The sequence below is a fragment of the Streptomyces sp. WMMB 322 genome (genome assembly GCF_900090145.1).
Lineage (GTDB): Bacteria > Actinomycetota > Actinomycetes > Streptomycetales > Streptomycetaceae > Streptomyces.
In genome coordinates this window covers 241,828-266,777 of record NZ_FMHI01000008.1, presented here as the reverse complement: position 1 = coordinate 266,777, position 24,950 = coordinate 241,828, and the positions used below count along the sequence as shown (strand labels likewise).

Genomic DNA, 24,950 nt, shown 5'->3' with positions numbered 1-24,950 from the left:
GGCCGACTGGCCTCCCACGCCGGCCTGGCCCCAGTCGCCCGGGACTCCGGCCGACGAACCGGCAACTACCACCGGCCCAAGCGCTACAACCGGCGCCTGCGGCACATCTTCTACCTGGCCGCCCAGACTGCGATGATGCGGCCCGGTCCCTCCCGGGACTACTACCTCAGGAAGCGATCCGAGGGCTTGCTGCACACCCAAGCCCTGCTCGCCCTCGCCCGCCGACGAGTCGACGTGCTCTGGGCGATGCTGCGCGACAAGAGGCAATTCACCTCCGTCCCACCGGCCACGCAGGCGGCTTGACACGCTCATTGAGATTCTCCTCGGTGTGCGGGGTGAGCGTGACGTCGGGGGCCGTCAGCGGCAGCCCGAGCTGAGCCCGCTCCCTGACCCAGCGCGTCGGCCTGTACCGGGGATCGCCGGTGGTGGCCAGAAGTGCGCGCTGAAGCGCGAACATCCGGGCGGCGCCGATGCGTTCGCCCCACGCCAGCGGACCGCAGGGGTAGCCGAGGCCCGCGGTGACGGCCACGTCGATGTCCGCGGGCGCCGCGATGTGGCGTTCGGCGATGGAGGCGGCCACCGAGACGACGGAGGCCAGCAGGCGCTGCGCGACGGAACCCGCGGTGTCCCGTGCGACGGTGACCTGCGTGCCGTCGGCGGCGAGTACGGCGGCCGCGTCCCGGACCGCTTCGGGTGCGGTGGCCGGCGTCACGGCGAGCACGCGGCGTGCGGTGCCGAGCGAGAGCGGGTCGATGCCGAGGGTGCGGGCGGCGGGCAGGCCGTGTTCGGCGACGGCGCCGGCGACCGTCCCGCCCCAGGTCGGCACCAGCAGCAGCGGCCCGGCAGCGGGACCGCCGCCCTCTGTGCCGGCCGCGCGCCCGCTGCGCCGCGCCTCGGCGCTGCCGAGGAGTGCCCGTACCGCGTCGGCGTCCGGCCCCTCGCCGGCGACCTCCACCGCGCGTGAGGCGTCGCCGCCCGCGGGGGGCGGCGTGGGGGCGGCGGCGTCGCCGGGGGCTTCGGGTCCGTAGGGGTAGAAGCCGCGGCCGGTCTTGCGGCCGTGCAGTCCGGCGGTGACGCGGTTCGCGGTGAGGTACGAGGGCCGCAGCCGCTCGGAGTGGCGGAATCCGCGCCAGATGGTGTCGATGACGGAGGCGGTGACGTCGAGCCCGGTGAGGTCCATGAGTTCGAAGGGGCCCATGCGCAGGCCCAGCACGTCCCGGGCCACCGCGTCGAGGTCCGCGGGCGGGGCGACGGACTCCTCCAGCAGCGCCAGCGCCTCGGTGACCAGTCCGCGCCCGGCGTGGTTGACGAGGAAGCCGGGGGTGTCCGCCACGGTCACCGCCCGGTGCCCGCAGCCCTCGACGAAGTCGGTGAGGAATCCGGGGACGTCCCGGCGGGTTGCCGCGCCGGGCACGACCTCCGCGATCTTCATCAGCGGTACGGGATTGAAGAAGTGCAGCCCGGCCAGGCGGGAGGGGTCGGCGAGCCGCGCGCCGATCTCCGTGACGGACAGCGAGGAGGTGTTGGTCGCGAAGACGGTGGCCTCCGGGAGCACCTTCGCGAGCTCCGTGAAGACGGCGGCCTTCGTCTCCAGGTCCTCCCGCACGGCCTCCACGACGAGGGTCGGCGCGGTCTCGGCGCTCCCGGGTGCCGCGAAGGGCGAGGAGAGCGGCACCAGTCGCTCGCGGGCGGCGTCCGCGTCCTGCCGGCTCATCCGGCCCTTCTTCACGGCGCGCTCCAGCATGCCGGTCACGAACGCGACGGCTTCGGTGACCGACTCCTCGCGCACGTCGGCGAGTTCGACGGTGTGCCCGGCCGTGGCGGCCCACTGTGCGATGCCGCGGCCCATGACGCCCGTACCGACGATTCTGATGCGCATGCCTGCTCCGTCTCCGCTTCCCGGACCGCTGCCGCCGCCCGGGCCGTCCCGGCCGGACGTCGCCCGTCCGCTGCCGTCCCCGTCGTCGTCCGTCAGCGCAGATACACGCGCTCGGGGTCCACATCTTCGCGCAGCAGGGCCAGTTCGTCCGCCGAGGGCGGCTCGATGACGCTGAGATCGCCGGCTGTCCGAAGGTCCCAGCCGGTGTTCGCCTTCACGTCCTCGGCCGTCACACCGGGGTGCACAGCGGTCAGCCTCAGCTCCTCGCCCACGCCTTCGCGCGCGAGGATGCCCAACTCCGTGATGACGCGCGTGACTCCGGAACCCAGCGGGCGGATGCCGTCGGCAAGGGCCCGGTCCGGGCCGGGCGAGGTGCAGAAGTCGAGCTTCTCGGTGAAGGAGCGCGGATCGTGACGGCGCATGACGACGAACACCTCGCCGGAGCTGGCCATCACCTCGTTCGCGCCGCCCGATCCGGGCAGCCGGGCCTTGGGGTGGTGCCAGTCCCCGATGACGGAGGAGTTGAGGTTGCCCCACTTGTCGATCTGGGCGGCGCCGAGGAAGCCGACGTCGATGTGGCCGCCCTGGAGGACCGACCCGAAGAGCGTCGGCATCGGAATGACCGCCTCGGCCCCGGTGATCAGCACGGCGTCGGCGATGGTCTCGGGCAGGTGCGACGGGTGCGCGCCGCACACCCCGGACTCGTAGACGATCTCCAGTCCGGGCGCGACGGTGAGATGGGCGAGGGAGGCGGCCAGCGTGGGCAGCCCGATTCCGGCGAACACCGTGCGCCTGCCCGCCAGTTCGCGGGAGGCGACGACGGACAGCAGCTCGGAGGAGGTCACGGTGTCGGTGGTCATCTGCGGCTCACTTCCGTGTGCGGAGGTGCGAAGGTCCGGGGTACGGGTCGGGGAGTGGCGTGGCCCCGGGCGCGTGCCGGGGCCCGTTGCCGGTGCGGGGTGAAACGGGACGGGACGGAGATGACGGCGGCCGGGCGGGGTTCACAGCCTGCGGCCGTAGTTCACCGGCAGGCTCATCGCCTCTCCGACGGCGAGCCCCTCCCAGAACTCCTCGCCGAGCTTGGCGACGTACTCGGCGTGGTCGGCGGTCCCGTGCACCCACTCCTCCAGCCAGGCGGTCAGCCGCTCCTTGTCCTTGCTGATCGCCGACCAGGAGCGGTAGAAGGCGTTGTCGCGGTCGTAGTAGCCCTGGGCGAAGGACGGGTGAGCACCGCGCGGGCAGACGACGACGGCGTCCACCGCGTGCGACGGGATGACGGTGCGGTTCGGGTCGGAGCGCACGACCTCGTCCTCGACGACCTCCTCCACGACGACGACCGCCTTGCGCGCCGCGTACACGGCCTCGGCCTGGACGCCGGTCAGACCCCAGATCTGGGTGTTCCCGGAGCGGTCGGCCCGCTGCGCGTGCACGATCGTCACGTCCGGGTTGACGGGCGGCACGACGTAGATCTGCTCGCTCTCGCCGTCCGGCCCCGGGTAGGGCGAAGTGACCTTGCGCAGCGCCGGGTTGACGCTCGGCAGGTCGCTGCCGCCGTAGCTGCGCAACGGGTAGAAGGGCAGCCGCTGGGCTCCGGCGATGTAGCGGCAGATCATGCCGTAGTGGCTGTACTCCTCGAAGGCCAGAGGCTCGGGGTCGGCCCTCTCCACGCGGCGGCGCAGCTCGCCCAGCGAGCCGGCGGAGGAGTTGCCGACGAAGGAGGAGACCAGCCGCGAGACGCACCCGGCGGCCAGCATCTGGTCGACGACGATGTCGGCGGTCATGCGGATCACGGTCAGGTCGCGGCGGCCCTGGCGGATGATCTCGTGCCCGGCCGCGGTCGGTATGAGATGTGTGAAGCCTTCGAGGGAGACGGTGTCGCCGTCCCTGACATGGGCTGCGACGGCCTCCCGCATCGTCATCGTCTTGTCCACGGCGGTCTCCACGGCCATCTCCACATCTCCTCGGTGCGGTGCGGTACGCATCGGTGCGCCCCGGTGCCGCTGTCACGGCAACGGTCACGCCCAGCCCGGGACCACGTTCCCACCCGGCATTGATTGGCGTCCAATACCGAATTAAGGTCAGTTTGAGACGTGAAACTGATAACTGGCCGACGGGAGCGTACCGACGTGGAACTGCGCTACCTCTCCTCCTTCGTCGCCGTCGCCGAGGAGCTCCACTTCGGCCGTGCCGCCAAGCGGCTCCAGATGGCCCAGCCGCCCCTGAGCCAGCAGATCAGGCAGCTGGAGAAGGAGCTGGGGGTCCAGCTCTTCGAACGCAGCACGCGCTCGGTGCGGCTGACCAGCGCCGGCGAGGCGTTCCTCGAGCCCGTCCGCACGGTCCTGGAGGACATCGACATCGCGACGCGGGTGGCCAAGGCCGCCGGGCGCGGCGAGTACGGGCGCGTCCGGGTCGGTTTCGCCGGTGCCTCCAGCCACACCGCGCTGCCCCGCCTCACCCGTGCCGTACGGGCGGCACACCCCGGCATCGAGCTCGTCATGCTGGGCCAGACGTATGCGAACAGGGCGGTGGCACGGGTCGCGGACGGATCGCTGGACCTGGGCTTCGTGCGGCTCCCGGTGAACCGGCCGGGAGTCGAGCACCGGGTGATCGCCGAGGAGGAGCTGGTGTGCGCCCTGCCCTCGGACCACCCCCTCGCCCGCCAGGAGCGGATCACCGTGGGCGACCTGGCCGAGGAGCCGTTCGTCAGCTTTCCCGCCCGCACCGGCTCCAGCCTGCGCGACGTCACGCTGGAGACGTGCGAGCGCAGCGGCTTCCACCCGCGGATCGTGCAGGAGGCCCCCGACTCGTACACGATCCTCGCCCTCGTGGCGATGGGAGTCGGCGTGACACTGACGCTCACCTCCTGCATGCACATCCAGCAGACCGGTCTCGTCTACCGTCCGCTGGCCGGGCCGCCCGTGGTGCTCCGGGCGGCGCTGGCCTGGCGTACGGACAACCCGTCGGCGGCGCTGCGCAGCGTTCTGGAGGTCGCGGCCGACGCGCTGCCGCCTCCGGGATCGTGAACGCGGCGGCCTCCGGCAGCGATTGAGTGCGCCCGCGTATCAGTGCGAGGCGAATCGGATATTGGACCGGAAAAGTGCGCGGTGGAAGGGTCGTGGGCAAGCCTCGCTCCCGACGTGCCCCGCCCGTGACCGCGACCAGCCCGAACCAGTCAGGAAGGCCCCTCCATGTCAGCCCCCGCTCCGACTCGCACCGACGTCGTCATCTGCCACCCCCTTCGCACGCCGATCGGGCGCTTCGGCGGCGCCCTGGCAGGCCGGCGGCCCGCCGCGCTGGCGGCACACGTCATCGCGGAGGTCGTCGCGCGCAGCGGCATCGACGGCTCGCAGGTCGACGAGGTGATCCTCGGCCACGCCTACCCGAGCGCCGAGGCCCCGGCCATCGGCCGTGTCGCCGCGCTGGACGCCGGCCTGCCGGAGTCGGTCACAGGCATCCAGATCGACCGGCGCTGCGGTTCGGGGCTCCAGGCGGTCCTCGACGCCGCGATGCAGATACAGGCCGGCTTCAGCGAGGTCGTGATCGCGGGCGGAGTCGATGTGATGAGCGCCGCCCCCTACTACACCCATGAAGGCCGCTGGGGCATCAAGGGCCCCGGGCTCCAGCTGCACGACGCCCTCGCGCGCGGGCGGGTCACCGCGGGCGGCGAGCACCACCCGGTGCCGGGCGGCATGATCGAGACGGCGGAGAACCTGCGCCGCGAGTACGGCGTCTCACGCGAGGACCAGGACGCCCTGGCTCTTCGTTCGCAGCAGCGCGCCGCCCGCGCCATCGAGGAGGGCTGGTTCGCCGAGGAGATCGTGCCGGTGACGGTGCCGGGACGTAAGGGCGAGAGCACTGTGTCCGTCGACGAGCATCCGCGGCCGGAGACCACGGCGGACCAACTGGCCGCGCTGCGCCCGGTGATGGGAAAGACCGACCCGGAGGCCACGGTCACGGCCGGGAACGCCAGCGGCCAGAACGACGCCGCCGCAGCATGCCTGGTCACCACGGCCGCGACAGCCGAACGCCTCGGCCTGACGCCGATGCTGCGGCTGATCTCCTTCGCCCGCACGGGAGTTCCTGCGAAGACGATGGGAATCGGGCCGGTGGGTGCGACCAGGGAGGCCCTGGAGCGTGCCGGGCTGTCGGCCGGCGACCTGGACCTGATCGAGCTCAACGAGGCCTTCGCCGCTCAAGTCCTCGCCTGCACCCGCGAGTTGGGCTGGACGGACAGGGACCACGAGGAGCGCATCAACGTGTGCGGCTCGGGCATCTCGCTCGGCCACCCGGTGGGCGCCACCGGCGCCCGGATCCTCACGACGCTGGCGCACCACATGCAGCGCACCCAGGCGCGCTACGGACTGGAGACCATGTGCATCGGCGGCGGGCAGGGCCTCGCCGCGGTCTTCGGGCGCTGCTGACCGGCCCGACCGGCCCCGGGCGCCGTCACCGGATACGTCACGGACGGCCCGCGCGGGCCACCTCTCGCACAACCAGGGCCCGGCAGCCTCCACTTGGCTGCCGGGCCCGTCGGGCTTGCCGAAGTGTGCGCGGGGCGGACTCAGTCCTGCGCGGAGCGGCGCTTGCGGGAGACCACGACCAGGCCCGCACCCGCGGCCAGGACGACACCGGCCGCGCCGGCGATCATCGGGGTGGCGCTGGAGGCACCGGTCTCGGCGAGGTCGTCGCCTCCGCCGTTGGGAGCGGTGCTGGGCTTCTCGGAGGGCGCCGGGGCCTCGCTGCTGGACTCGCTCGGCGAGGGCTCGGGCGAGGACTCGCTCGGCGTGGGCGAGGGGGACTCCTCGCACACGGGCGACGTCTTGTGCTCGTCCCGGTCGAACTTGTCGTCGTCACCGGCGTCGATGACCAGGTGGACATCGAGGGGGGAGCTGTGCTCGGGGAGGTTCACCTTCTTGTCGAAGGTGCGGCCGAACGTCTCGTCCACCAGGGTCTTGCCACCCGCGGTGATCTTGATGGTGTTCTCGGCCCGGTCGCTGTAGTTCTCCAGGTGGACGCTCGTCGTGTAGCAGTCCACCTCCCAGCCCGGCACGTGGGCCGACGCGGGGGAGGCGACGAACATCCCGGTACCGACGAGCGCGGCGGTACCGGTGGCGACGGCGGCGGCGCGGTGCCATCTGTGGCGTATAGCGGTCATGGTCTCCCTCTGAAGGTGAAGAAGTGGTGCAAAGGGCGGATGTTGTGCGAGGACAGAACGGTACTCCCCGGTACATCACTGGTCGCGACCGCCCCCGGTTGACCAAAAGGCTCTGAAAAAGGGGCAGTTCAGACGTGGTGGCGTGTGATGTGCAGCCATCCCCCGTACGGTCCGGCGGCTGCCCGCCCGTTCCCCGCTGGAACCCGCTGAGGCTACCGCCTCCAAGGCAACGGCGAGGGAAACTCACGGACATTGAGCGGTCTCAACTACGAAACGGGCGGAGCGAGTACCTGTGGAGAACCATGGCGTGCCACTGCGCCGAGCCGGCGAGGCGCCGGTCCACCACCCCAGGGAGGACAGTGAGTTGAGCCATCGACGCAAGGACAAGAAACGGGCGTATGTGATAGCCGGCGCCGGCACTGCGGCACTTGCGACGGCGGCGATCATGCTTCCGTACGCGAACGCGGGCCAGGAAGCTGCCGGTCCGCGCACGATGAGCGCGAAGGCCGCTGCCGCGATGGGCACGAAGCTGGCGGACGAGAACGGGTCGAGCACCGCAGGCTGGTTCATCGACAGCAAGGCCAAACGGCTCGTCATGAACGTCACCGACGAGGAGACCGCCCAGCGCGTCCAGGAGAGCGGCGCCGAGGCGAGAATCGTCGAGAACTCCAAGGCGGAGCTGCAGAAGGTCAGTGACACCCTCGCCAACGGCGCTTCGGTGCCGGGCTCGGCCTGGTCGATCGACCCCCGCACCAACAAGGTCTCCGTTCTCGCCGACAGCACGGTCGACGAGGAGGAGTGGGCCTCGCTGAACAGGACCGCCGCCGGCATGGACGGCATGATGTCGGTCAAGCGCACCGCCGGGAAGTTCCAGAAGTTCACCGGCAACGGCGGCGCCGGCGAGAGCGACGCCGGCGACCAGGGCGCGGGCAACGGTAACGGCGCAGGCCAGGGCGACCAGGGCGCGGGCAACGGCGCAGGCCAGGGCGACCAGGGCGCGGGCAACGGCGCAGGCCAGGGCGAAGACGGCGCAGGCAACGGCAACGGCGCGGGCCAGGGTGACGACGGTGCCGGCCAGGGTGACGACGGCGCGGGCGCCGGTGAAGGCGGCGACGCGGCTGCCGAGGGTGTGCTCGGCGGCGACGCCATCTTCGCCGAGGGCACCCGCTGTTCGCTCGGCTTCAACGTGCAGGTCGACGGAGCACCCGCCTTCCTGACCGCGGGCCACTGCGGCAACGCCGCCCAGAACTGGACTTCCGACGAGGCCGGTGCACAGGCACTCGGTTCGATCACGGACTCGCAGTTCCCGGAGACCGACTTCGCGATCGCCACGCTCGACGACGCGCAGGCCGAGGCGCCCAGCGCCGTGAACCTCGACCCGCTGGGTGAGGGCCAGGGCGGAACGCAGGAGATCACCGGCGCGGCCGAGGCCGCCGTGGGCATGCCGGTGCAGCGCAGCGGCAGCACCACCGGCCTCAGCGACGGCGAGGTCACCGGCCTGGACGCCACCGTGGACTACGGCGGCGGCGACGTCGTCAACGGCATGATCCAGACGAACGTCTGCGCCGAACCCGGCGACAGCGGCGGCGCGATGTTCTCCGAGGACCAGGCCGTGGGCCTGACCTCTGGCGGCAGCGGCGACTGCACGCAGGGCGGCGAGACCTTCTTCCAGCCGGTCACCGACGCGCTTGAGGCCACCGGCGCGACGATCGGCGACGGCGGCGGGGAGGCCGGACAGCAGCAGGAGCAGCAGCAGCTGCCGTAAGCGCTGCCCGGTCGCCCCGCGGGCGGCCCGTCAGCCGCTCACGGTGTCAGCCCGTCACGGTGAACGGGGAACTGGCGCCGGAGATGGCTTTCGGGTCGCCCGCGACCGGTTTGGCGTCGCCCTCGTAGGTGATCCGGTACTCGCCGGAGGCCGTCCCCTCGGGGATGTCCCAGGTGACGGTCACCTTCGAGGCGGCGATCCCGTAACGCTCCCAGCGGAAGGCCGTCGACCAGTCACCGTCGTCCGCGACGGTGCGCCACCCGCCGTCCTTCCGTGCTTCCACGCGCAGATAGGTCCCGCCCCGGTGCAGCACGTTGCCGGGGTGGGCGCCTGCGAAGACGACCGTGACCCGCTCCCCCGCCCGGTAGTTGGCGCGCGGCGCCGTGAGCACGTCGCCGAACTCGCGTGCCAGCGGCGGCGCGTCCAGCACGATCGGCGGCTGCAAGGAGATCGTCTTCCCGGAGATGTCCGGTGCGACGGGCCCGAGGGGCAGGCTCTTCCCGTCCCGCATGGCGCGTGCGAGCTGCGCCGCCGTCTGCTCGATCGCGGGCAGCTGCCAGCGCCCGAAGAGCGTGCTGCCGCCCTCGTACTGCTGCGAGTCGTACTCGTCAGGCGTGGTGAGGTAGTGGAAGTAGGAGTTGGCGTAGCCCGCGACGAGGACGTCCTTCACCTCGGCCCCGACGGTCTCCGCGACCGTGCGGCGCAGCCGCAGCCCGGCGCACACGGTCACCTCGCCGGGCACGCCGATGAGATACAGCTGCCCGATGCGCACCAGCTGCACCGGAACCTGTTCCTGCACCCACGGGTAGATGCGGTTCATCTCCCCCACGGGGGCGACGATGCCCTTCGGTGCCTGCGCGTCGCGCAGTTCGGGTGAGGCCTCGTAGATGACGGAGTCCGAGATCGTGTCCCAGAGGGGGTTCTCACCCTCTTCGAAACCGGGGAACGCCGGGCCGTCCTCCAGGCTTCCGGCCGCCATCGACGCGCCGATGGCGGGCTTGGCGGTCTTGTGCTGCTTGCCGTCTCCGGTGAACTCCGGCTCGACCGTCACGTCGGACAGATCGATGTAGACGAGCCTGGAGTCCACTCCGCCCGTCATCTTCGTGCCCCGCTGGTCGAGTTGGCCCGCGGCGGACTTGTACTGGCGCAGTCCGCACTCGCGGGTGCTCTCGAAGTCGGCGGGCGTCGTCGGCGGTTTCAGGTCGAGGTTCGGGGACATGTCGCCGGCGTTGGTCTGCGCGAAGGCGGAGACGAAGCCGGGTGCGGTGCCGTCGAGATAGTCGGCTCCCTCCACCTCGCGCTCCCAGTGGTGGGCGGCGTAACCCTTGTTGTCGGCGCTGATCAGTTTGTTGTCGCCGGACATGCTGGTGCAGTGCACGGCGAACCAGTTGACCGCCCCGACGGCCCGCCCCTCGCGCTCGACGCGCAGCAGTGTGCTCTGCGGGTCGATGCCGTCCGGGAAGTGGCCGCGCAGCCCGGCGGGGTTGCGTTCGAAGGCCTCGCGTGACCTGTTGACGCTGACTCCCGTCAACTCCGCATGTGTGAGGGCAAGTTCGGCGGGCGCTGCGTCTTCGTGGGCGCGGGCCGCGGCCTCGACGATGCCGTCCGTCATCGCCTCGAAGGTCTTCTTGTGGAAGCCCAGCGTGGTGAGGTCGTAGAGCAGGTGGTGCGAGGAGCCGCCCGGTCCGCAGTGCGTATGCGTGGCGGTGAGCATGACGTTGCGGTGCGTGTACAGGTCGCCGTACTTCTCCCCGAGCCTGCTCAGCACGGCCTGGTGCACGCTCTCGAAGATCATGGCCGTGTCGACCACGACGAGGAGCACGCGCTCGCGCGTCTCCTGGTCCGCGAAGACGAACGCACGGGCGCGCAGGCGGGTGTGGAGGCCTTCGGCCTGCTGGTCGACGCGACCGTAGCCCATCATGCCGACCTCGGCGATCTCGCCGGTGGCGTCGGCGACGCCCCGGCCCACGAGATAGCCGCTCCCGGCCGCCGGTTCGCCGGTGTTCACGGCGTCTTCGGCATGCGCAGCCCGGGCGCCCGGCGTGACACCGGCCAGGCCGAGTCCGGTCAGCGCGGCGCCCGCACGCAGTACGGTGCGGCGGCTGCTGCGGGGCCCCGGAGAGGGAGTGTGCTCCGGCTGCCCTTCGGACGGTGGGGTGTGGGGGTGGGTGCTACTCAACGGGTGCTCCTCCGTAGGGCTACTTCCCGGTAACTGCCCGTTGAGCATGCCACTGTGTAACACACGCCACAATGCGCGTGCCGGGATTGGTCAGAACCAATTCCGGCGGCGTTCAGCCGCGTTGCGCGAGCAGCGACGCGTGAGTGGGGGCGTCGGGCACTCCGGCCGGCCTGCGCGCGGCGAACTCCTTGCGAAGTTCGGGCACCACTTCCTCGCCGAGCATGTCGAGTTGCTCCAGCACGGTCTTCAGCGGAAGGCCCGCGTGGTCCATGAGGAACAGCTGCCGCTGGTAGTCGCCGAAGGCCTCGCGGAAGGTGAGGGTCTTGTCGATGACCTCCTGCGGGCTGCCCACGGTCAGCGGCGTCTGATCGGTGAACTCCTCCAGCGTCGGCCCGTGCCCGTAGACGGGCGCGTTGTCGAAGTAGGGGCGGAACTCCCGCACCGCGTCCTGGGAGTTCCGGCGCATGAAGACCTGGCCGCCGAGACCCACGATCGCCTGCTCCGCAGTGCCGTGTCCGTGGTGCGCGAAGCGCTCGCGGTAGAGCCCGATGAGCTTCATGTAGTGCTCCTTGGGCCAGAAGATGTTGTTGGCGAAGAAGCCGTCGCCGTAGTACGCGGCCTGCTCGGCGATCTCCGGGCTGCGGATGGAGCCGTGCCAGACGAACGGCGGCACGCCGTCGAGCGGACGCGGCGTGGAGGTGAAGCCCTCGAGCGGGGTGCGGAAGCGGCCCGCCCAGTCCACCACGTCCTCGCGCCACAGCCTGTGCAGCAGCGCGTAGTTCTCGATCGCCAGGGGGATGCCCTGCCTGATGTCCTGCCCGAACCACGGATAGACGGGCGCGGTGTTGCCGCGGCCCATCATCAGATCGACGCGGCCGTCGGCCAGGTGCTGGAGCATCGCGTAGTCCTCGGCGATCTTCACCGGGTCGTTGGTGGTGATCAGCGTCGTCGAGGTGGAGAGGATGAGCCGTTCGGTGCGCGCGGCGATGTGACCGAGCATGGTCGTCGGCGAGGAGGGCACGAAGGGCGGGTTGTGGTGCTCCCCCGTCGCGAAGACGTCGAGGCCCACCTCTTCGGCCTTGAGCGCGATCGCGACCATCGACTTGATCCGCTCGTGCTCGCTCGGCGTGCGGCCGTCGGTGGGATCGGTCGTGACGTCCCCGACGGTGAAGATCCCGAACTGCACCACTCTCACCCTCTCGTCGGCTCCGGCGAAGCCACTAGTTCACTATTGAACTACACGGTCCCACAAGTCTCCCACGTGCTCCTGCTCCATGGTCGCGCGGAGGTGCCGCCGCAGCGAAGCCGCAGGACACACGACCGCGGCAGGGCCTGCCGCACACACGGGGGCGCCGCCGGAGGAAACACCTCCGGCGGCGCCGCGGCGGATCGGCCGGCCGGCTCGCCTCAGCCGCCGACGTTCACATCGACGCACGCATAGAAGGCGTTGGCCGTGTCGGCGATGTTCCAGACGGCGAGCACCTTCTGCTCGCCCCTCAGACCGCCGAAGTCGACCTGGTGCGTGACGGTCTCCCCGGGCTGCGCACCGCCGTCGTCGAACTCCGCGATCTTCGAGCCGCCGACGAAGTACTGCCACGTGCTCGTCGCGTGACGTGCCGTCAGGTGCCACTTGAAGCTCGTCGAGCTCCCGACAGGAGTGACCGCCCATCCCTTGCTGTCGTCGTCCAGCTCGGCGAACCGCTCGTTGCCGCCGCTGCAACTGGTGAGCCCTTTGGGGCCCTCGACGCTCTGCGGCTCCCACTTGATGGCTCCGCACTCCACCGTGCCCGCGGCGCACTGCGCCTGACGGCTCGGCGGCGAGTCGATGTAGCCGTGCGCACTGGCCGGGGCCGCCGGCAGGGTGAGGACGAGCAGAGGCGCGATGCCGGCCCCGATTCCCGCCGCGAGCTTCCTCTTGACGTTCATGCCAACTCCTTCACGGTCCGGCCGGCCGGAAAGCGGCGAGGAGGGGAGGACACAGAGGTGCCGCACACCCTTGCGGACGGCCTGATTGAAAGCGGAGGCGATGTGAAGGCAGCCCCGTCAGCGGCGAAGGGCAGCGTGGAGAGTTCTGACGGCTTCGAGCTGGGGGACCCGGTATCACGCTCGCCATTAGTCTAGACCATAGCGATTGTCCCTCCCCGGTCAAGACCCCGGAAGCCCTTCATGACAGCGTTTGCGGCACATCAAAGCCCGGCAAGCGGTTTACGCCGCGTGCGACGGTGGGAACGCGGACCGGGACTCCCGGCGTGAACCGCCGGAGCGGCCGAGGGCCGTCACGGTCCGACACCGTCCTCAACAGCAGGAGAGCACATGAGCACCACGGAGCTCACCAAGGACAACTTCGACGAGGTCGTCGCGGACGACGGCTTCGTACTGATCGACTTCTGGGCGGACTGGTGCGGTCCGTGCCGCCAGTTCGAGCCGGTCTACGAAGCTGCCGCCGAGCGTCACTCCGATCTGACGTTCGCGAAGGTGGACACCGAGACCGAACAGGAACTGGCCGCGGCCTTCGAGGTCCAGTCGATCCCCACACTCGCGATCGTGAGGGACCGCATCGTCGTCTTCTCGCAGCCGGGAGCGCTCCCCGAGTCCGCACTCGAGGACCTCATCGGACAGGCCAGGAACCTGGACATGGAAGAGGTCCGCCAGTCCGCCGCCGTGCCGGAGGAGCCGTCCGGCCAGGACGCACAGGATCAGCCCGGCTGAGCGGTCTCCGCCTCCTGTTCCCGCTGGACCCGCAGCCGCCGGGAGACGACACACGCCGCGGCCGCCGCTGCGGCGGCGAACGTCACGCCCAGCATCCAGGGCTGGTCGAGCCGGTGGACCAGCAGATGGTCCAGGGAGAACCGGCCGGGGCCCGCGAGGGCGACGGCCGACCCGGCCAGCGCCAGATGGACCGGATACTCCAGTCCGCCCCGGTCGTTGAAGAACCCCGCCGGCGCATGGACGGAAGCGGCCCCCGACATCGCGGCCGCAACGGCAGCGCCCGCCCCGGGTGTCGCCAGCCCCAGGGCGAGCAGCGTTCCGCCTCCGGCCTCACCGAGGCCGGAGGCGAGCGCATGGGCCCGTCCCGGCCGGAAGCCGATCTGCTCCATGGACTTGCCGGTCCCTTCCAGGCCGTAACCCCCGAACCAGCCGAAGAGCTTCTGCGTGCCGTGGGCGAAGAGCACTCCTCCGGTGCCGAGGCGCAGCGCGAGGAGTCCGAGGTCGTGGCGGATGCTGTGGGTCCTGTGGATGCGGTGGCCGCGCAGGCGGTGTCTGCCGTGGCACATCGTGTGGCCCATGGCGTCGTCCCTTCTCACGTGCTCAGGTGGGGGTCTGCGGGGACTCGGTCAGCATGCGGGACAGGTCGTAACTGACGGGCTCTTCGAGTTGGGCGTAGGTGCAGCCCCGCGGCTCGCGGTCGGGACGCCAGCGCCGGAACTGCGTGGTGTGCCGGAAGCGGTCCCCCTCCATGTGGTCGTAGGCCACTTCGCAGACACGCTCCGGACGCAGCGGTACCCACGACAGGTCCTTCGTGCCCGTCCAGCGGCTCGGTGCGCCCGGCATGCGGCTCTGCGTGTGGGCCTCCTCGCTCTGCCAGCGCGCCCACGGGTGCTGCGCGGGGTCGGTCATCCGCAGCGGCTCCAGCTCGGCCAGGAGCTCTCGGCGCCGCTTCATGGTGAACGAGGCGCACACGCCGACGTGTTGGAGCGTGCCGGAGTGGTCGTACAGGCCGAGCAGCAGCGACCCGACCCCCTCGCCGCTCTTGTGCGGGCGCAGCCCCGCGAGCACGCACTCCGCCGTCCGCTCGTGCTTGATCTTCACCATGAAGCGTTCGTCCGGCCGGTACGGCAGGTTGAGCGCCTTGGCCACGAGCCCGTCGAGCCCGGCGCCCTCGAACTGGTCGAACCACTGCCTGGCCAGGTCGATGTCGGTCGTGGCGGGCGCCACGAAGACCGGGTCGCGCGCCGGGCCGAGCGCGCGCTGGAGGACCGTGCGGCGCTCCTCCAGGGGCGTCCCCATGAGCGAGTCGTCGCCGAGCGCGAGGATGTCGAAGGCTACGAAGGACGCCGGGGTCTGCTCCGCGAGCATCCGCACGCGCGAGGCGGCGGGGTGGATGCGCTGCCCGAGGGCGTCGAAGTCGAGCCTGTCGTTGCGGGCGACGACGATCTCCCCGTCCACGACGCAGCGCTCGGGAAGGTTCGCGAGCAGCGCCGTGACCAGTTCGGGGAAGTAGCGCTTGAGGGACTTGCCCGTACGGCTGCCGATCTCGGTCTCCTCGCCGTCGCGGAAGACGATGGCGCGGAAGCCGTCCCACTTGGCCTCGTACTGCATGCCCGCCGGAATCTTCGAGGCGAGCTTGGCGAGCATCGGCTTGACTGGCGGCATCACCGGCAGGTCCATGCCGAGCACTGTATTCCCGCGCGGGCGCGCCCGCCTGTTCTCCTCGGGACACCCTCCTGAACGGATCTTCATCCACATGACCACTCGCCGTACCTGGACCACCCGCGCCGAGAGCGGCGCCGACATCGCGGCCATCCGCGAGATCGACCTCGCCGCGTTCCCCACCGCCGGGGAGGCCGGCCTCGTGGAGGCGCTGCGCGCCGACGAGAGCGCCTGGATCGAGGGCCTGTCCGTCGTCGCCGACGACGAGGACGGCCGGCCCGCAGGCCACGCGCTGCTGACTCCCCCAGAGCCTTCGGCCTGGGAGGTACCCCCAGCCACATCGACGCCGAACCGGCGCTGTGCCTGGCGCCCGTGGCCGTGCGGCCCGAGCTGCAGCGCACGGGGGCGGGCTCCGCCGCCGTGCGCGGCGTGCTGCGGGCCGCGGCCGGCATGGGCGAACGCTGGGTGGTCGTCCTGGGCCACCCGGACTACTACCCGAGGTTCGGTTTCACCCGGGCCTCCGCCCACGGCATCCGCCTGCCCGTCGAGGTACCGGACGAGGCCGCGATGGCGCTGGCTCTCGGGGCCGACGGCCCGCTGCCCCGCGGAACGGTGCGCTACGCCGCGCCGTTCGGCATCTGACGTCCGCGGTGCGGGGTCCGCGCCCCGCACCGCACGTGCGCGCCCGCCCCCACCGGCGGACGCCGACCGACGCCGACCGACGCCGGAAGGCAGCGGCAGCCGGAAGCTTTGCCATCCGCCGGGAGGCGGCGCGGCACCGGGCGGCATAGCGTTGCGGACATGGGTGAGGCGGTGGAGCTGACGGTCGGCGGACAGAAGGTGCGGCTGTCCAGCCCGGACAAGGTCTACTTCCCCGAGCGCGGGCTCACCAAGCTGGACGTGGCCCGCTACTACCTGACCGTCGGGGAGGGCATCGCACGGGCGCTGTACGAACGGCCGACGACGCTCGAACGCTATCCGGAGGGCGTGGACGGCGAGTCGTTCTTCCAGAAGCGCGCCCCCAAGAACCTGCCCGGCTGGATCCCCACCGCGAGGATCAGCTTCCCCAGCGGGCGGCACGCCGACGAGATCTGCCCGACGGGCCCCGCGGCGGTGCTGTGGGCCGCGAATCTCGGCTGTCTCACCTTCCACCCCTGGCCGGTGCGCAGGTCCGACACCGACCACCCGGACGAACTGCGCATCGACCTCGATCCGCAGCCGGGCACGGACTTCGCGGACGCGGTGCGGGCCGCCCAGCAACTCCGGCCGCTGTTGGAGGAGTTGGGCCTGCGCGGATGGCCGAAGACCTCCGGCGGGCGCGGACTGCACGTCTTCGTGCCCATCGAGCCCGAGTGGAACTTCGCACAGGTGCGGCGGGCCGCCATCGCCGTCGGCAGGGAGCTGGAGCGGCGCGACCCGTCCCGCATCACGACCGCGTGGTGGAAGGAGGAGCGCGGCAGCCGCATCTTCGTCGACTACAACCAGACGGCGCGGGACCGCACCATCGCCAGCGCCTACTCCGTACGTCCCAACAGGCGTGCCACCGTCTCCGCCCCGCTGCTGTGGGAGGAGCTGGGCAGCGCGCACCCCGACGACTTCGACGTGGTGACGATGCCGCTGCGGTACGCCGAAGTCGGCGACGTGCACGCGGAGATGGACGCGCACCGCTGCCGCCTCGACGCGGCCCTGGAGCTGGCCGCCAGGGACGAGCGCGAGCACGGGCTGGGGGACCTGCCCTATCCGCCGGAGCACCCGAAGGTGAAGGGCGAGCCCAAGCGTGTCCAGCCGAGCAGGGCGAAACGCACCGACGGCTGAAACCGCGGACGGCGCCCCGCATGGGCGTTCCGCCGTCACAACTGGCGCGGCGGCGGCTAGGGTTCCCCACTGGAACGGGTGTTCAAGGGGGATCGGGGAGTTCGAAGTGACCGACGAGGACCGGCTGCTGGCGGGGAGGTACCGGCTCTCCCGGCAGCTCGGCCGCGGGGGCATGGGAACGGTGTGGCTCGCTGACGACACACTGCTCGACCGGCACGTGGCCGTCAAGAAGCTCCATGTGACGCCGCATCTCGAGGACGAGGAGCTGACGCGGCTCTACGAGCGCACGCGCCGCGAGGCCCGCAGCGCGGCCCGGATAAGCCACCCCGGGGTCATCGTCGTGCACGACGTGGTCGAGGAGGACGGGCGGCCGTGCATCGTCATGGAGTACGTGCACTCCCGCTCGCTCAGCGATGTCCTGCGCGAGGACGGGCCGTTGCCGCCGGAGGCGGCCGCGCGCACGGGGACGGCGATGGCCTCGGCGCTGCGCGCAGCCCATACGGCGGGAGTGCTGCACCGGGACGTGAAACCCGCCAACGTCCTGCTGTCGCGGGAGACCGAGCGCGTCGTCCTCACCGACTTCGGCATCGCCGCGGCCTCCGGGACGACCACCCTCACGCGCACCGGGGAGTTCGTCGGCTCCATCGACTACGCGGCGCCGGAGCGGATGCAGGGCGGTGAATCGGGCCCTGCCGCCGACGCATGGGCGCTCGGCGCGACGCTCTACGAAGCGGTGGAGGGGACCGCCCCGTTCCGCAGGGCCACGTGGGTGGAGACGGCGTACGCCACGGCGAGCGAACCGCCCCGGCCGATGGAACAGGCCGGTGCCCTGGGCGAGTTGATCGAGGCCCTGCTCGCGAAGGACCCCGGCGGGCGGCCGACGCTCCAGCAGGCGGAGGAGTGGCTCTCGGGCGCGGCGGGCACCGTGGCGCTGCCGCAGGGCGCGCCGTGGGACGAGCGCGGGCAGGGGCCGGGCGTCCGGAACCACGACGGGGCCCGCGGGCCCGCGTCCGTCCCCGACTCGTCCGCCGCCGTACCGTCGCCGGCGTCATCCGCCACCGATCCCGCTCCGGCCCCCGCCGCCCCGCGAAGGCGCGGCTCGCGTGCCGCCGCCTGGGCCGTGTTCTCGGTGGCGGCGGTGGCGGCCGTCGCCGGAGGGGGATGGTGGCTGGCACAGGAAGGCGCGGACGAGGGAGGCGGCGGCGGCAAGCCGGGCCCGTCCTCGTCCCACTCCTCCGGACACTCCTCCACGGCGCTCCCTCCGCGGCCGCCGGCCGCGGACGGGTACCGGCGCGTGAAGGAGGACCTCGGCTTCTCCGTGGACGTGCCCGAGGGCTGGAAGCGGCAGGAGAAGCCCGGCGGCCAGGGGGTCGACTTCCTCGATCCGTCAGGCCGTACGGGACTCACCTTCAGCGTGCTGGACTTCGCGGGCGCCAGTCCCCTGAAGCACTGGCGGCAGTTGGAGCCCGAGGTCCGGGCGAAGTCGCCGGGTTACCGCAACCTCCGTATGAACGCCACGACTTACCAGGGCCGCAAGGCCGCCGTCTGGGAGTACACCTGGCAGGGCAGGGCGCGGACCTACCATGCGCTGGACCTCGGCTTCGGCACGGAGGGCGAGCGGCACTACGCGCTGTATCTCTCGGCGCCGGACGCCGAATGGGGCGGTTCCAAGAAGTACTTCGACATGGCGGTCAAGACCTTCCGCGTCTCCCGGGGCGGTTGACGGGCGGGCAGTGCTTCCGCCGGACAGGGGGCGGCGGCTCAGCCGTCCTGCCAGTGGCGCCGGCCGGCGCTGATCAGCTGCAGCTGCCGGCGGGCGGTGTGCGCGACGCTCTCCTCGTCGGGGCCCTCGCCGAGTGCGGCGTCCAGGAAGGCCGAAGCCGTCATCACCATGTGGTCGACGAAGAGTTCGCCGAGCATCCGCATGTCCTGCTCGCTCCATCCCGCGGAGACCTCGTCCGTGGCCAGTGCGCCGGCGACCTCGTCGGCGAAGCGGTCCAACTGGGCACCTATGGCGGCCCGTACGGCCGGCACTCCGCCGTGGCGTTCGCGCACGACGAAGCGGATGTGCGTCGGGTGCTCGCGCACGTAGCGGGCGATGGCGGTGACGGTGCGCTCGATGCGGGCCGACTCCTCGGCGGGTCCGGCGAGGATCTCGCGCACGACGGCGTGGAGCGACCCGAGCGACTCCTCGACGAGGGCGACCCCCAGGTCGCTCATGTCCCTGAAGTGCCGGTAGAAGGCGGCCGGGGCCACTCCCACCACGCGGGTGACCTCGCGCAGGCCGAGGCTGCTGAGGCTCTGGTGCTCAAGCAGCCGCAGGCCCGCGTCCAGCAGGGCGCTGCGGGTCCTGGCCTTCTGCGTCTCGCGGGCGGTCGGGGCGGACGCGGGGGTGTGGCTCATGTCATTGAGTAAACAGGTGTTCTCGCCCGTGTGCCAAGGTACTCTGTTCTCAGTGAACAGTTGTATTTCCAATTGTTCACTGAGAAGTGGAGAAGCGGATGCCGCGCGCACCGCCCCTCCGAGACGAAGGGCCACACATGATCTTCATCGTTGCCGCATTCCTCCTGCTGGGACTCCTGGTGGGAACCGCGGCCCACATCCCGGTCCCGGCGACCCTCGCCGCAGCCGCGGCCATCGGCACCTGGCTGCTGATCTTCGCCGTCCGTGAACGCAAGCACCACCGTCAGGGGAGCTGACCGTGAACGCCCTGAACACCCTTGTCCGCCCCGGCACTTCGCACTCGAAGGCACACAAGGTGAACGGCTCCGGCACCACGGGCGACCAGCCGCGCACCGCGGCCGCCGCCCGTCTGCACGACGCCGACGGCATGGCCGTCGCCTCCTTCGTGATGGGCCTGGCCGGACTGCTCGTCTTCAACCTCGTCCTCGGCCCGTGCGCGCTGGTGCTCTCCGGCCTCGCCCTGATGCGCGGCACGACGCGCCGCGCCCGGGCGGTCCTCGGGATGACGCTCGGCGCCGCCGACCTCGCCGTACTCGCGACGGTCGCCGCCGCCGACCAGTCGTTCTCCTGGAGCATCACCGGCTGAGCGGCCCCGGGCCGGGCCGCACCGGCGACGGCTCGGCCAGCATGAGCGCGAACCGCCCCTCCTCGTCCGTCCACCAGTGGCTCAACGCGAAGCCGCCACGCGCGAGTTCGTCCGCAAGAGCGGCGCGGCGGAACTTCACGGCGATCTCCGTGAGGATCTCCTCGCCCTCCTCGAACTCCGCGGTCATCTCCAGGGCGGGCAGCTCCACCGCCTGCGCACGGAGCGAGCGCAGCCGCATCTCGATCCGCTCCTCCCGCTCGTTCCACACCGCGACGTGCCGGAAGGCGGCCGGGTCGAAACGCGCGCCGAGTTCGCGGTTGAGCACCCGCAGCACGTTCTTGTTGAACTCCGCGGTCACTCCCTGCGCGTCGTCGTACGCCGGAACGAGCACCCCCGGGTCCTTCACCAGGTCCGCGCCGAGCAACAGCGCGTCCCCCGGCCGGAGTCCGGCGCGCAGGGCGGCGTAGAACGCGGGCCGCGCCTCGCCGCCCAGGTTGCCGAGGGTGCCCCCGAGAAAGGCCACCAGACGCGGCCCGGGAGCAGTCTCCGGAATCCCGAGGTCGGTCTCCAGGTCGGTCACACAGCCGGTGACCCGCAGGCCGGGATAGTCGCGGCACAGCTGCTCGCCCGCCTCGCGCAGCGCGTCGGCACTGACGTCGAGCGCCGCGTAGGCCTCCAGAGTGCCGTGCCGCAGCAGACTGTCGAGGAGCAGCCGCGTCTTGCGCGACGAACCGGAGCCGAGCTCCACGAGTGTGCGGGCGCCGGTCGCCGCGGCGATCTCGTCGCAGCGCCCGGTGAGGATCGCGTGTTCGGCCCGCGTCGGGTAGTACTCGGGCAACTGCGTGATCTCTTCGAAGAGTTCACTTCCGCGGGCGTCGTAGAACCACTTCGGCGGCAGCGTCTTGGGGCGGCCGGTGAGCCCTTTGAGCACATCGGTGTGGAGCGCGTCGGTGAAGTACCCGTCGGGCAGGCGGCGGGTGAGGTCGAAGCGGCCCGTCATCAGGATCTCCTCGTGTGGATGCCGGTGCTGCCCCCGGACACGTCTGCCGGGGGCCGCGGTGCGGTGTGGACCAGGGGTGCTGTGCGTACGGACGAGACGGTGGCAACGAGCAGCGAGTCCTCGGGGACCTCCTGCCAGCCGGCCTCGGAGTCCTCGGCGGGCGCGTCGTCCGGCTCGGAGGCGACGCGCACGCTTCCGGGCCCCGTGCGGTACCAGAGGGTGTCGCCGCAGCGGGTGGCCCATACGGTGCGGCCGTCCGTGAGAAGGAAGTTGAGCCGGGCGCCCGGCCGTATGTCCCTGATGCGCACCGCGAGCCACGCCAGGGCGTCCTCGGCCGGCTCGCCCGCGCGGATACGGCCGGTCAGCAGTGCCCACAGCAGCGCGGAGTCGCAGCGGGCCTCCAGCCGGAGCAGCTCGGCGGGCTCCAGCGCCACACCGAGGTCCTCCACCAGACGCTCCCAGTCGCGCACGGCGCCGTTGTGGCTGAAGAGGAGCCGGCCGTCCGCGTACGGTGCCGCGGCCGTCTCGTCCTGGGCGGTGCCCTCGGTCGCGTCGCGCACGGCGGCGAGCACAGCGGTGCTGTGCACCGTCCGTGCGAGGTCGGGCAGGTTCACATCGGCCCAGACGGGGACGGCGCGCCGGTAGCGGGCCGGGAGCTGCTCGCCGTCCGGCGCTGCCCCGTCGCCGTCGCGCGGCGTTCGCGGCGCCGGATACCAACCCAGGCCGAAACCGTCGGCGTTGACGGTCCCGTACCGCTGCATGCGGGGAGCCCACGACTGCTCGTACAGACCGCCCGCGGGAGAGATCACCAGGTCCGCAAGGGACGACGGCGGGCCGAGGTAGGCGAGGTGGCGGCACATCAGTTCCCTCCCCCGCTGCTGCGCGCCGTCCGGAAGCCCGCGAAGATCTGGCGGCGCACCGGCAGGTCCCAGTTGCGGAACGTGCCCCGGCAGGCGACCGCGTCGGTGCCGAACGACCCGCCGCGCAGCACCTTGTGGTCACTGCCGAAGAAGACCTCGGAGTACTCGCGGTAGGGGAAGGCCCGGAATCCCGGGTAGCCGGTGAAGTCCGAGGACGTCCACTCCCACACGTCGCCGATCAGCTGCCGGGCACCGCACGGAGCGGCACCGGCCGGGTAGGCGCCGGCGGGCGCGGGACGCAGATGGCGCTGGCCCAGGTTGGCGCGTCCCTCGTCGGGTTCCGCGTCACCCCACGGGTAGCGGCGGGATTCACCAGTCCGCGGGTCGTGGCGGGCCGCCTTCTCCCACTCGGCCTCCGTCGGCAGCCGGCGCCCGGCCCAGCGGGCGTACGCGTCGGCCTCGTACCAGGACACGTGCATCACCGGCTCGCCGGGCGGGACACGCTCGATGTAGCCGAAGCGGCGCCGCAGCCACATCTCGCCGTCCCGGCGCCAGAACAGCGGGGCGGACAGCTCCGCCTTCTGCACGTACGCCCAGCCCTCGGGGTGCCACCAGCGCTCGTCACGGTATCCGCCGTCCTCGATGAAGCGCTGGTAGGCGCCGTTCGTCACCGGTACGGCGTCCAGGTCGAAGGCCGGTACGTCGACGGTGTGCGCCGGACGCTCGTTGTCCAGCGCCCAGGGTTCGGCGGAGGTGCCCATCGTGAACGGCCCCGCAGGAACGTGCACTTCACCGTGCCTGTCGTCCGTGGCCCTGGAGGTGGGCGCGGAAGGATCGGGGGCGTCGAGCACCGCGGGACCCCGGCGCAGCTGGTGCGTGGCGAGCATGGTCTCGTCGTGCTGCTGCTCGTGCTGGGCGACCATGCCGAAGACGAAGTCGCCCTCGAAGAGCGCACTGTCGGCCCCGTCGGGCGGACCTGCGGCGAGCACCTCCAGCGCGCGGGCGCGCACTTCGGCGATGTAGGCGCGGGCCGCGTCGGGCGGGAGCATCGGCAGGGCGGGGCGGTCGGCGCGCGGCGTGCGGAACGCGTCGTAGACGGCGTCGAGATCGGGACGCACCCCGCCGGTGCCGCCCGCTTCGCGCAGCAGCCAGATGTCCTCCTGGTTGCCCACGTGCGCCAGATCCCACGCCAGTGGCGACATCAACCTGGAGTGCTGGGCGGTCAGTCCGGCCTCGTCCAGACAGTCCGTGAGGGCCGCGGTGCGCCGCCGCGCCCGCTCCAGGGCGGCGAGCGCGCGCTCACGGCCCGCGGGTGCGGCGGTGGTGGCCTGCGCGGCTGAGCGTTCGGACATCTTCGGTGTCTCCTCTCGTGTGGGCACCTGGGGCCCCTCGCTTCTCCCACGCGCTTCGCGGGGAGGCGCCCCGGGGGAACCCCCACCCGGGCCGGTGACCCGGGGGAGGGGCGGGCGCCGAGGCGCGCGGCGTATCAGCCGCAGGTCTCAGCCGCGCATGGCGTCCAGTTGGTCGTGGGCGGGGCAGCGTCCGCGCTCGGAGTAACGCTCGGCGAATTCGGCCACGGCGCTGTGCACGAGGCTGCCGTGGTCACGGCGGGAGAGCGCCGACTCGGCCGCCGCGACGCACCTGCGCACCGCCGGCCCCAGCAGCGGGTCGGCGGGGCCGTTCCGCGCGGCGCGCTGCCACAGCACCGGGTCGCTCTCCAGGGGTTCCGTCGCCGCCCACGCCGAGTCCGCGGCGACGGGGTCGTCCAGCAGGGTCGCCACGACGGCCGTGGCCGCGATCCAGCCGTCGCCGCACTGCGCGTCGATCATCCGCAACTCCAGCCAGCCGCGAGGCCGCACGGGCGGGAAGAGCGTGCCGAGGTGGTAGTCGAGGTCGTCGCGCGTGGGCGGGCGTTCGCGGTGGGCACCCTTCAGCCAGGCGCGGAAGGAGAGCCGGGGAGGTGCCGTCCATTCGGCCGGCGGGTCGCGGCGCAGGCACAGCAGTTCGGCGTCGAGTGCGTGGCGTGCCCAGCCCTCGCGGGGGTCGCTGTGCGGACGAGGCGGGCTGGTGCGCGCAGGGTCGGCGCGGGCCCACACGCTCTGCCGGGTGGAGACCCACCCGGTCGGACGTGAGCGCCACAACGGCGAGTTGGCGAAGGCCGCCACGAGTACGGGGCCGAGACGGTGTGCAAGCCGCCAGCGGTGGCGGTACCCGGAGGGCCCGTCGGAGTCGTCACCCGCGTCCAGGCTGACCTGGACGGCGGCGGTGGCCCTCATCATCATCCGGCCCCAGGGGCCGGAACGGTCGAAGTGCGCCTCCATGGCGCGGTAGCGGGGATCCTCCAGCACCCGCGGGGGGCTGAGATACGGGTCGAGGCCCCGTCCGTACAGCAGCGCCCCCGAGCCGCGCACCCGGTGACGCAGAACGGTCAGATCGGCGGCAGTGGTGGCGATGCACTCGTCGAGCGTCTCGCCGGGCGGGGAGGAGACTTCGAGCTGACCGCCGGGTTCCCTTGTGAGCCTGCTGCCGCCCGGCAGGCCACGGGTCCACAGCGGCTCCAGCGCCTTCTCCAGCCGGCCGGGAGGCACGGCGCGGGACGGCGCGGAACGGTCGCGGATGAGCCATTCCAGCTCCACTCCGACGCGGCGCGGCGGCCCGGTCTTGAAACAGATGCCTCCGACGTACGCGGCTGCTTCGTCCTCGTTCAGCACGGCATCCATGGGATCCGGCGCCTCCAGTCGGATACGGAACGGTGCATGCGGGTTGGTCCTGTGGAGTCCGAGACTGCTTCGGGGACGCGCTGCGCGCAAGACGGCAGAGCCCGCCGGGGTGCGGGCCGGGTGACCCCCGGGTGACGTACGAAACCGCCTGGAGAGG

23 protein-coding genes and 1 pseudogene are annotated in these 24,950 nt (G+C 71.9%); 10 read left to right on the top strand and 14 right to left on the bottom strand.

Annotation, left to right across the window (positions count from 1 at the left end):
- The coding region (locus H180DRAFT_RS15730; protein WP_139151394.1) for a transposase at positions 1 to 303 on the top strand (303 nt) is incomplete at its 5' end.
- On the opposite strand, the gene H180DRAFT_RS15725 is transcribed toward H180DRAFT_RS15730, so the two are convergent.
- The 3 genes from H180DRAFT_RS15725 to H180DRAFT_RS15715 all read right to left on the bottom strand — a co-directional run bounded on the left by H180DRAFT_RS15725 (position 269) and on the right by H180DRAFT_RS15715 (position 3,828).
- On the bottom strand, positions 269 to 1,879 hold the full coding sequence (locus H180DRAFT_RS15725; protein ID WP_079100135.1) for a 3-hydroxyacyl-CoA dehydrogenase: 1,611 nt from the start codon (positions 1,877 to 1,879) through the stop codon (positions 269 to 271). The two genes, H180DRAFT_RS15730 and H180DRAFT_RS15725, sit on opposite strands and share 35 nt — an antisense overlap.
- 92 nt (positions 1,880 to 1,971) lie before the next feature.
- Positions 1,972 to 2,739, bottom strand: a complete 768-nt coding sequence (locus H180DRAFT_RS15720) for a CoA-transferase subunit beta (RefSeq protein WP_055486678.1) — start codon at positions 2,737 to 2,739, stop codon at positions 1,972 to 1,974.
- 141 nt (positions 2,740 to 2,880) lie between these two features.
- Entirely contained in the window at positions 2,881 to 3,828 is a 948-nt protein-coding gene (locus H180DRAFT_RS15715; RefSeq protein ID WP_055486677.1) for a CoA transferase subunit A, read from the bottom strand.
- A gap of 177 nt (positions 3,829 to 4,005) precedes the next feature.
- Between H180DRAFT_RS15715 and H180DRAFT_RS15710 the strand changes: the two genes are divergently transcribed.
- Entirely contained in the window at positions 4,006 to 4,902 is an 897-nt protein-coding gene (locus H180DRAFT_RS15710) for a LysR family transcriptional regulator (protein WP_055486676.1), read from the top strand.
- Positions 4,903 to 5,067: 165 nt separating this feature from the next.
- Positions 5,068 to 6,300, top strand: coding sequence for an acetyl-CoA C-acetyltransferase (locus H180DRAFT_RS15705; protein ID WP_055486675.1), 1,233 nt, complete (start codon positions 5,068 to 5,070; stop codon positions 6,298 to 6,300).
- Positions 6,301 to 6,440: 140 nt separating this feature from the next.
- Here the strand turns inward: H180DRAFT_RS15705 and H180DRAFT_RS15700 are convergent, their stop codons facing one another.
- Positions 6,441 to 7,034 (bottom strand): LAETG motif-containing sortase-dependent surface protein, encoded by a 594-nt coding sequence (locus H180DRAFT_RS15700; RefSeq protein WP_055486674.1) that lies wholly within the window; start codon positions 7,032 to 7,034, stop codon positions 6,441 to 6,443.
- Between the two features lie 364 nt (positions 7,035 to 7,398).
- On the opposite strand from H180DRAFT_RS15700, the gene H180DRAFT_RS15695 reads away from it, so the two are divergent.
- Positions 7,399 to 8,799 (top strand): S1 family peptidase, encoded by a 1,401-nt coding sequence (locus H180DRAFT_RS15695; RefSeq protein ID WP_254666035.1) that lies wholly within the window; start codon positions 7,399 to 7,401, stop codon positions 8,797 to 8,799.
- A gap of 46 nt (positions 8,800 to 8,845) precedes the next feature.
- On the opposite strand, the gene H180DRAFT_RS15690 is transcribed toward H180DRAFT_RS15695, so the two are convergent.
- The 3 genes from H180DRAFT_RS15690 to H180DRAFT_RS15680 form a co-directional block, all read right to left on the bottom strand.
- A complete protein-coding gene (locus tag H180DRAFT_RS15690) occupies positions 8,846 to 10,978 on the bottom strand; it encodes a neutral/alkaline ceramidase (RefSeq protein ID WP_368073127.1) in 2,133 nt (710 codons plus the stop codon).
- A gap of 112 nt (positions 10,979 to 11,090) precedes the next feature.
- Positions 11,091 to 12,164, bottom strand: a complete 1,074-nt coding sequence (locus tag H180DRAFT_RS15685; RefSeq protein WP_055486715.1) for an LLM class flavin-dependent oxidoreductase — start codon at positions 12,162 to 12,164, stop codon at positions 11,091 to 11,093.
- A 221-nt stretch (positions 12,165 to 12,385) separates the two neighbouring features.
- Entirely contained in the window at positions 12,386 to 12,904 is a 519-nt protein-coding gene (locus H180DRAFT_RS15680) for a lytic polysaccharide monooxygenase auxiliary activity family 9 protein (RefSeq protein ID WP_055486673.1), read from the bottom strand.
- 387 nt (positions 12,905 to 13,291) lie between these two features.
- On the opposite strand from H180DRAFT_RS15680, the gene trxA reads away from it, so the two are divergent.
- A complete protein-coding gene (gene trxA / locus H180DRAFT_RS15675) occupies positions 13,292 to 13,687 on the top strand; it encodes a thioredoxin (protein ID WP_055486672.1) in 396 nt (131 codons plus the stop codon).
- Here the strand turns inward: trxA and H180DRAFT_RS15670 are convergent.
- Both H180DRAFT_RS15670 and H180DRAFT_RS15665 read right to left on the bottom strand, forming a co-directional pair.
- A complete protein-coding gene (locus H180DRAFT_RS15670; protein ID WP_079100141.1) occupies positions 13,675 to 14,253 on the bottom strand; it encodes a DoxX family protein in 579 nt (192 codons plus the stop codon). The genes trxA and H180DRAFT_RS15670 overlap by 13 nt on opposite strands.
- A 34-nt stretch (positions 14,254 to 14,287) precedes the next feature.
- Positions 14,288 to 15,367, bottom strand: a complete 1,080-nt coding sequence (locus H180DRAFT_RS15665; protein ID WP_055486713.1) for an ATP-dependent DNA ligase — start codon at positions 15,365 to 15,367, stop codon at positions 14,288 to 14,290.
- Between the two features lie 76 nt (positions 15,368 to 15,443).
- Between H180DRAFT_RS15665 and H180DRAFT_RS15660 the strand changes: the two are divergent.
- The 3 genes and pseudogenes from H180DRAFT_RS15660 (at position 15,444) to H180DRAFT_RS15650 (ending at position 18,887) form a co-directional block, all read left to right on the top strand.
- A pseudogene (locus H180DRAFT_RS15660) lies at positions 15,444 to 15,991 on the top strand (GNAT family N-acetyltransferase).
- Positions 15,992 to 16,150: 159 nt separating this feature from the next.
- Positions 16,151 to 17,164: a non-homologous end-joining DNA ligase gene (gene ligD, locus H180DRAFT_RS15655; RefSeq protein WP_055486671.1), complete on the top strand. Its 1,014-nt coding sequence runs from the start codon at positions 16,151 to 16,153 to the stop codon at positions 17,162 to 17,164.
- 106 nt (positions 17,165 to 17,270) lie between these two features.
- Complete coding sequence (locus H180DRAFT_RS15650; RefSeq protein ID WP_055486670.1) at positions 17,271 to 18,887, top strand: serine/threonine-protein kinase; 1,617 nt, start codon at positions 17,271 to 17,273, stop codon at positions 18,885 to 18,887.
- A gap of 38 nt (positions 18,888 to 18,925) precedes the next feature.
- On the opposite strand, the gene H180DRAFT_RS15645 is transcribed toward H180DRAFT_RS15650, so the two are convergent.
- Positions 18,926 to 19,567: a TetR family transcriptional regulator gene (locus H180DRAFT_RS15645; protein WP_055486669.1), complete on the bottom strand. Its 642-nt coding sequence runs from the start codon at positions 19,565 to 19,567 to the stop codon at positions 18,926 to 18,928.
- A gap of 137 nt (positions 19,568 to 19,704) precedes the next feature.
- On the opposite strand from H180DRAFT_RS15645, the gene H180DRAFT_RS29840 reads away from it, so the two are divergent.
- A complete protein-coding gene (locus tag H180DRAFT_RS29840; RefSeq protein ID WP_165434852.1) occupies positions 19,705 to 19,863 on the top strand; it encodes a hypothetical protein in 159 nt (52 codons plus the stop codon).
- A 113-nt stretch (positions 19,864 to 19,976) separates the two neighbouring features.
- Positions 19,977 to 20,213 carry a DUF4190 domain-containing protein gene (locus tag H180DRAFT_RS15640; protein ID WP_254666041.1) on the top strand — a complete coding sequence of 79 codons (237 nt, stop codon included), beginning with the start codon at positions 19,977 to 19,979 and terminating at the stop codon, positions 20,211 to 20,213.
- Here the strand turns inward: H180DRAFT_RS15640 and egtD are convergent.
- The 4 genes from egtD to egtA all read right to left on the bottom strand — a co-directional run bounded on the left by egtD (position 20,203) and on the right by egtA (position 24,793).
- Positions 20,203 to 21,213 (bottom strand): L-histidine N(alpha)-methyltransferase, encoded by a 1,011-nt coding sequence (egtD, locus tag H180DRAFT_RS15635; RefSeq protein ID WP_055486668.1) that lies wholly within the window; start codon positions 21,211 to 21,213, stop codon positions 20,203 to 20,205. The two genes, H180DRAFT_RS15640 and egtD, sit on opposite strands and share 11 nt — an antisense overlap.
- Positions 21,213 to 22,073: an ergothioneine biosynthesis protein EgtC gene (gene egtC / locus H180DRAFT_RS15630; protein WP_055486667.1), complete on the bottom strand. Its 861-nt coding sequence runs from the start codon at positions 22,071 to 22,073 to the stop codon at positions 21,213 to 21,215. The genes egtD and egtC overlap by 1 nt, the downstream gene beginning before the upstream one ends.
- On the bottom strand, positions 22,073 to 23,425 hold the full coding sequence (egtB, locus tag H180DRAFT_RS15625) for an ergothioneine biosynthesis protein EgtB (protein ID WP_055486666.1): 1,353 nt from the start codon (positions 23,423 to 23,425) through the stop codon (positions 22,073 to 22,075). The genes egtC and egtB overlap by 1 nt, the downstream gene beginning before the upstream one ends.
- 147 nt (positions 23,426 to 23,572) lie before the next feature.
- On the bottom strand, positions 23,573 to 24,793 hold the full coding sequence (gene egtA / locus H180DRAFT_RS15620) for an ergothioneine biosynthesis glutamate--cysteine ligase EgtA (protein ID WP_055486665.1): 1,221 nt from the start codon (positions 24,791 to 24,793) through the stop codon (positions 23,573 to 23,575).
- Positions 24,794 to 24,950 lie beyond the last annotated feature (157 nt).

Bases quoted from the DNA above. Each gene is read 5' to 3' on its own strand.
- H180DRAFT_RS15725 (WP_079100135.1), bottom strand. From the start codon at position 1,879: ATGCGCATCAGAATCGTCGGTACGGGCGTCATGGGCCGCGGCATCGCA.
- H180DRAFT_RS15720 (WP_055486678.1), bottom strand. From the start codon at position 2,739: ATGACCACCGACACCGTGACCTCCTCCGAGCTGCTGTCCGTCGTCGCC.
- H180DRAFT_RS15715 (WP_055486677.1), bottom strand. From the start codon at position 3,828: ATGGCCGTGGAGACCGCCGTGGACAAGACGATGACGATGCGGGAGGCC.
- H180DRAFT_RS15705 (WP_055486675.1), top strand. From the start codon at position 5,068: ATGTCAGCCCCCGCTCCGACTCGCACCGACGTCGTCATCTGCCACCCC.
- H180DRAFT_RS15700 (WP_055486674.1), bottom strand. From the start codon at position 7,034: ATGACCGCTATACGCCACAGATGGCACCGCGCCGCCGCCGTCGCCACC.
- H180DRAFT_RS15680 (WP_055486673.1), bottom strand. From the start codon at position 12,904: ATGAACGTCAAGAGGAAGCTCGCGGCGGGAATCGGGGCCGGCATCGCG.
- trxA (WP_055486672.1), top strand. From the start codon at position 13,292: ATGAGCACCACGGAGCTCACCAAGGACAACTTCGACGAGGTCGTCGCG.
- H180DRAFT_RS15670 (WP_079100141.1), bottom strand. From the start codon at position 14,253: ATGTGCCACGGCAGACACCGCCTGCGCGGCCACCGCATCCACAGGACC.
- H180DRAFT_RS15665 (WP_055486713.1), bottom strand. From the start codon at position 15,367: ATGGACCTGCCGGTGATGCCGCCAGTCAAGCCGATGCTCGCCAAGCTC.
- ligD (WP_055486671.1), top strand. From the start codon at position 16,151: ATGGGTGAGGCGGTGGAGCTGACGGTCGGCGGACAGAAGGTGCGGCTG.
- H180DRAFT_RS15645 (WP_055486669.1), bottom strand. From the start codon at position 19,567: ATGAGCCACACCCCCGCGTCCGCCCCGACCGCCCGCGAGACGCAGAAG.
- H180DRAFT_RS29840 (WP_165434852.1), top strand. From the start codon at position 19,705: ATGATCTTCATCGTTGCCGCATTCCTCCTGCTGGGACTCCTGGTGGGA.
- egtD (WP_055486668.1), bottom strand. From the start codon at position 21,213: ATGACGGGCCGCTTCGACCTCACCCGCCGCCTGCCCGACGGGTACTTC.
- egtC (WP_055486667.1), bottom strand. From the start codon at position 22,073: ATGTGCCGCCACCTCGCCTACCTCGGCCCGCCGTCGTCCCTTGCGGAC.
- egtB (WP_055486666.1), bottom strand. From the start codon at position 23,425: ATGTCCGAACGCTCAGCCGCGCAGGCCACCACCGCCGCACCCGCGGGC.
- egtA (WP_055486665.1), bottom strand. From the start codon at position 24,793: ATGGATGCCGTGCTGAACGAGGACGAAGCAGCCGCGTACGTCGGAGGC.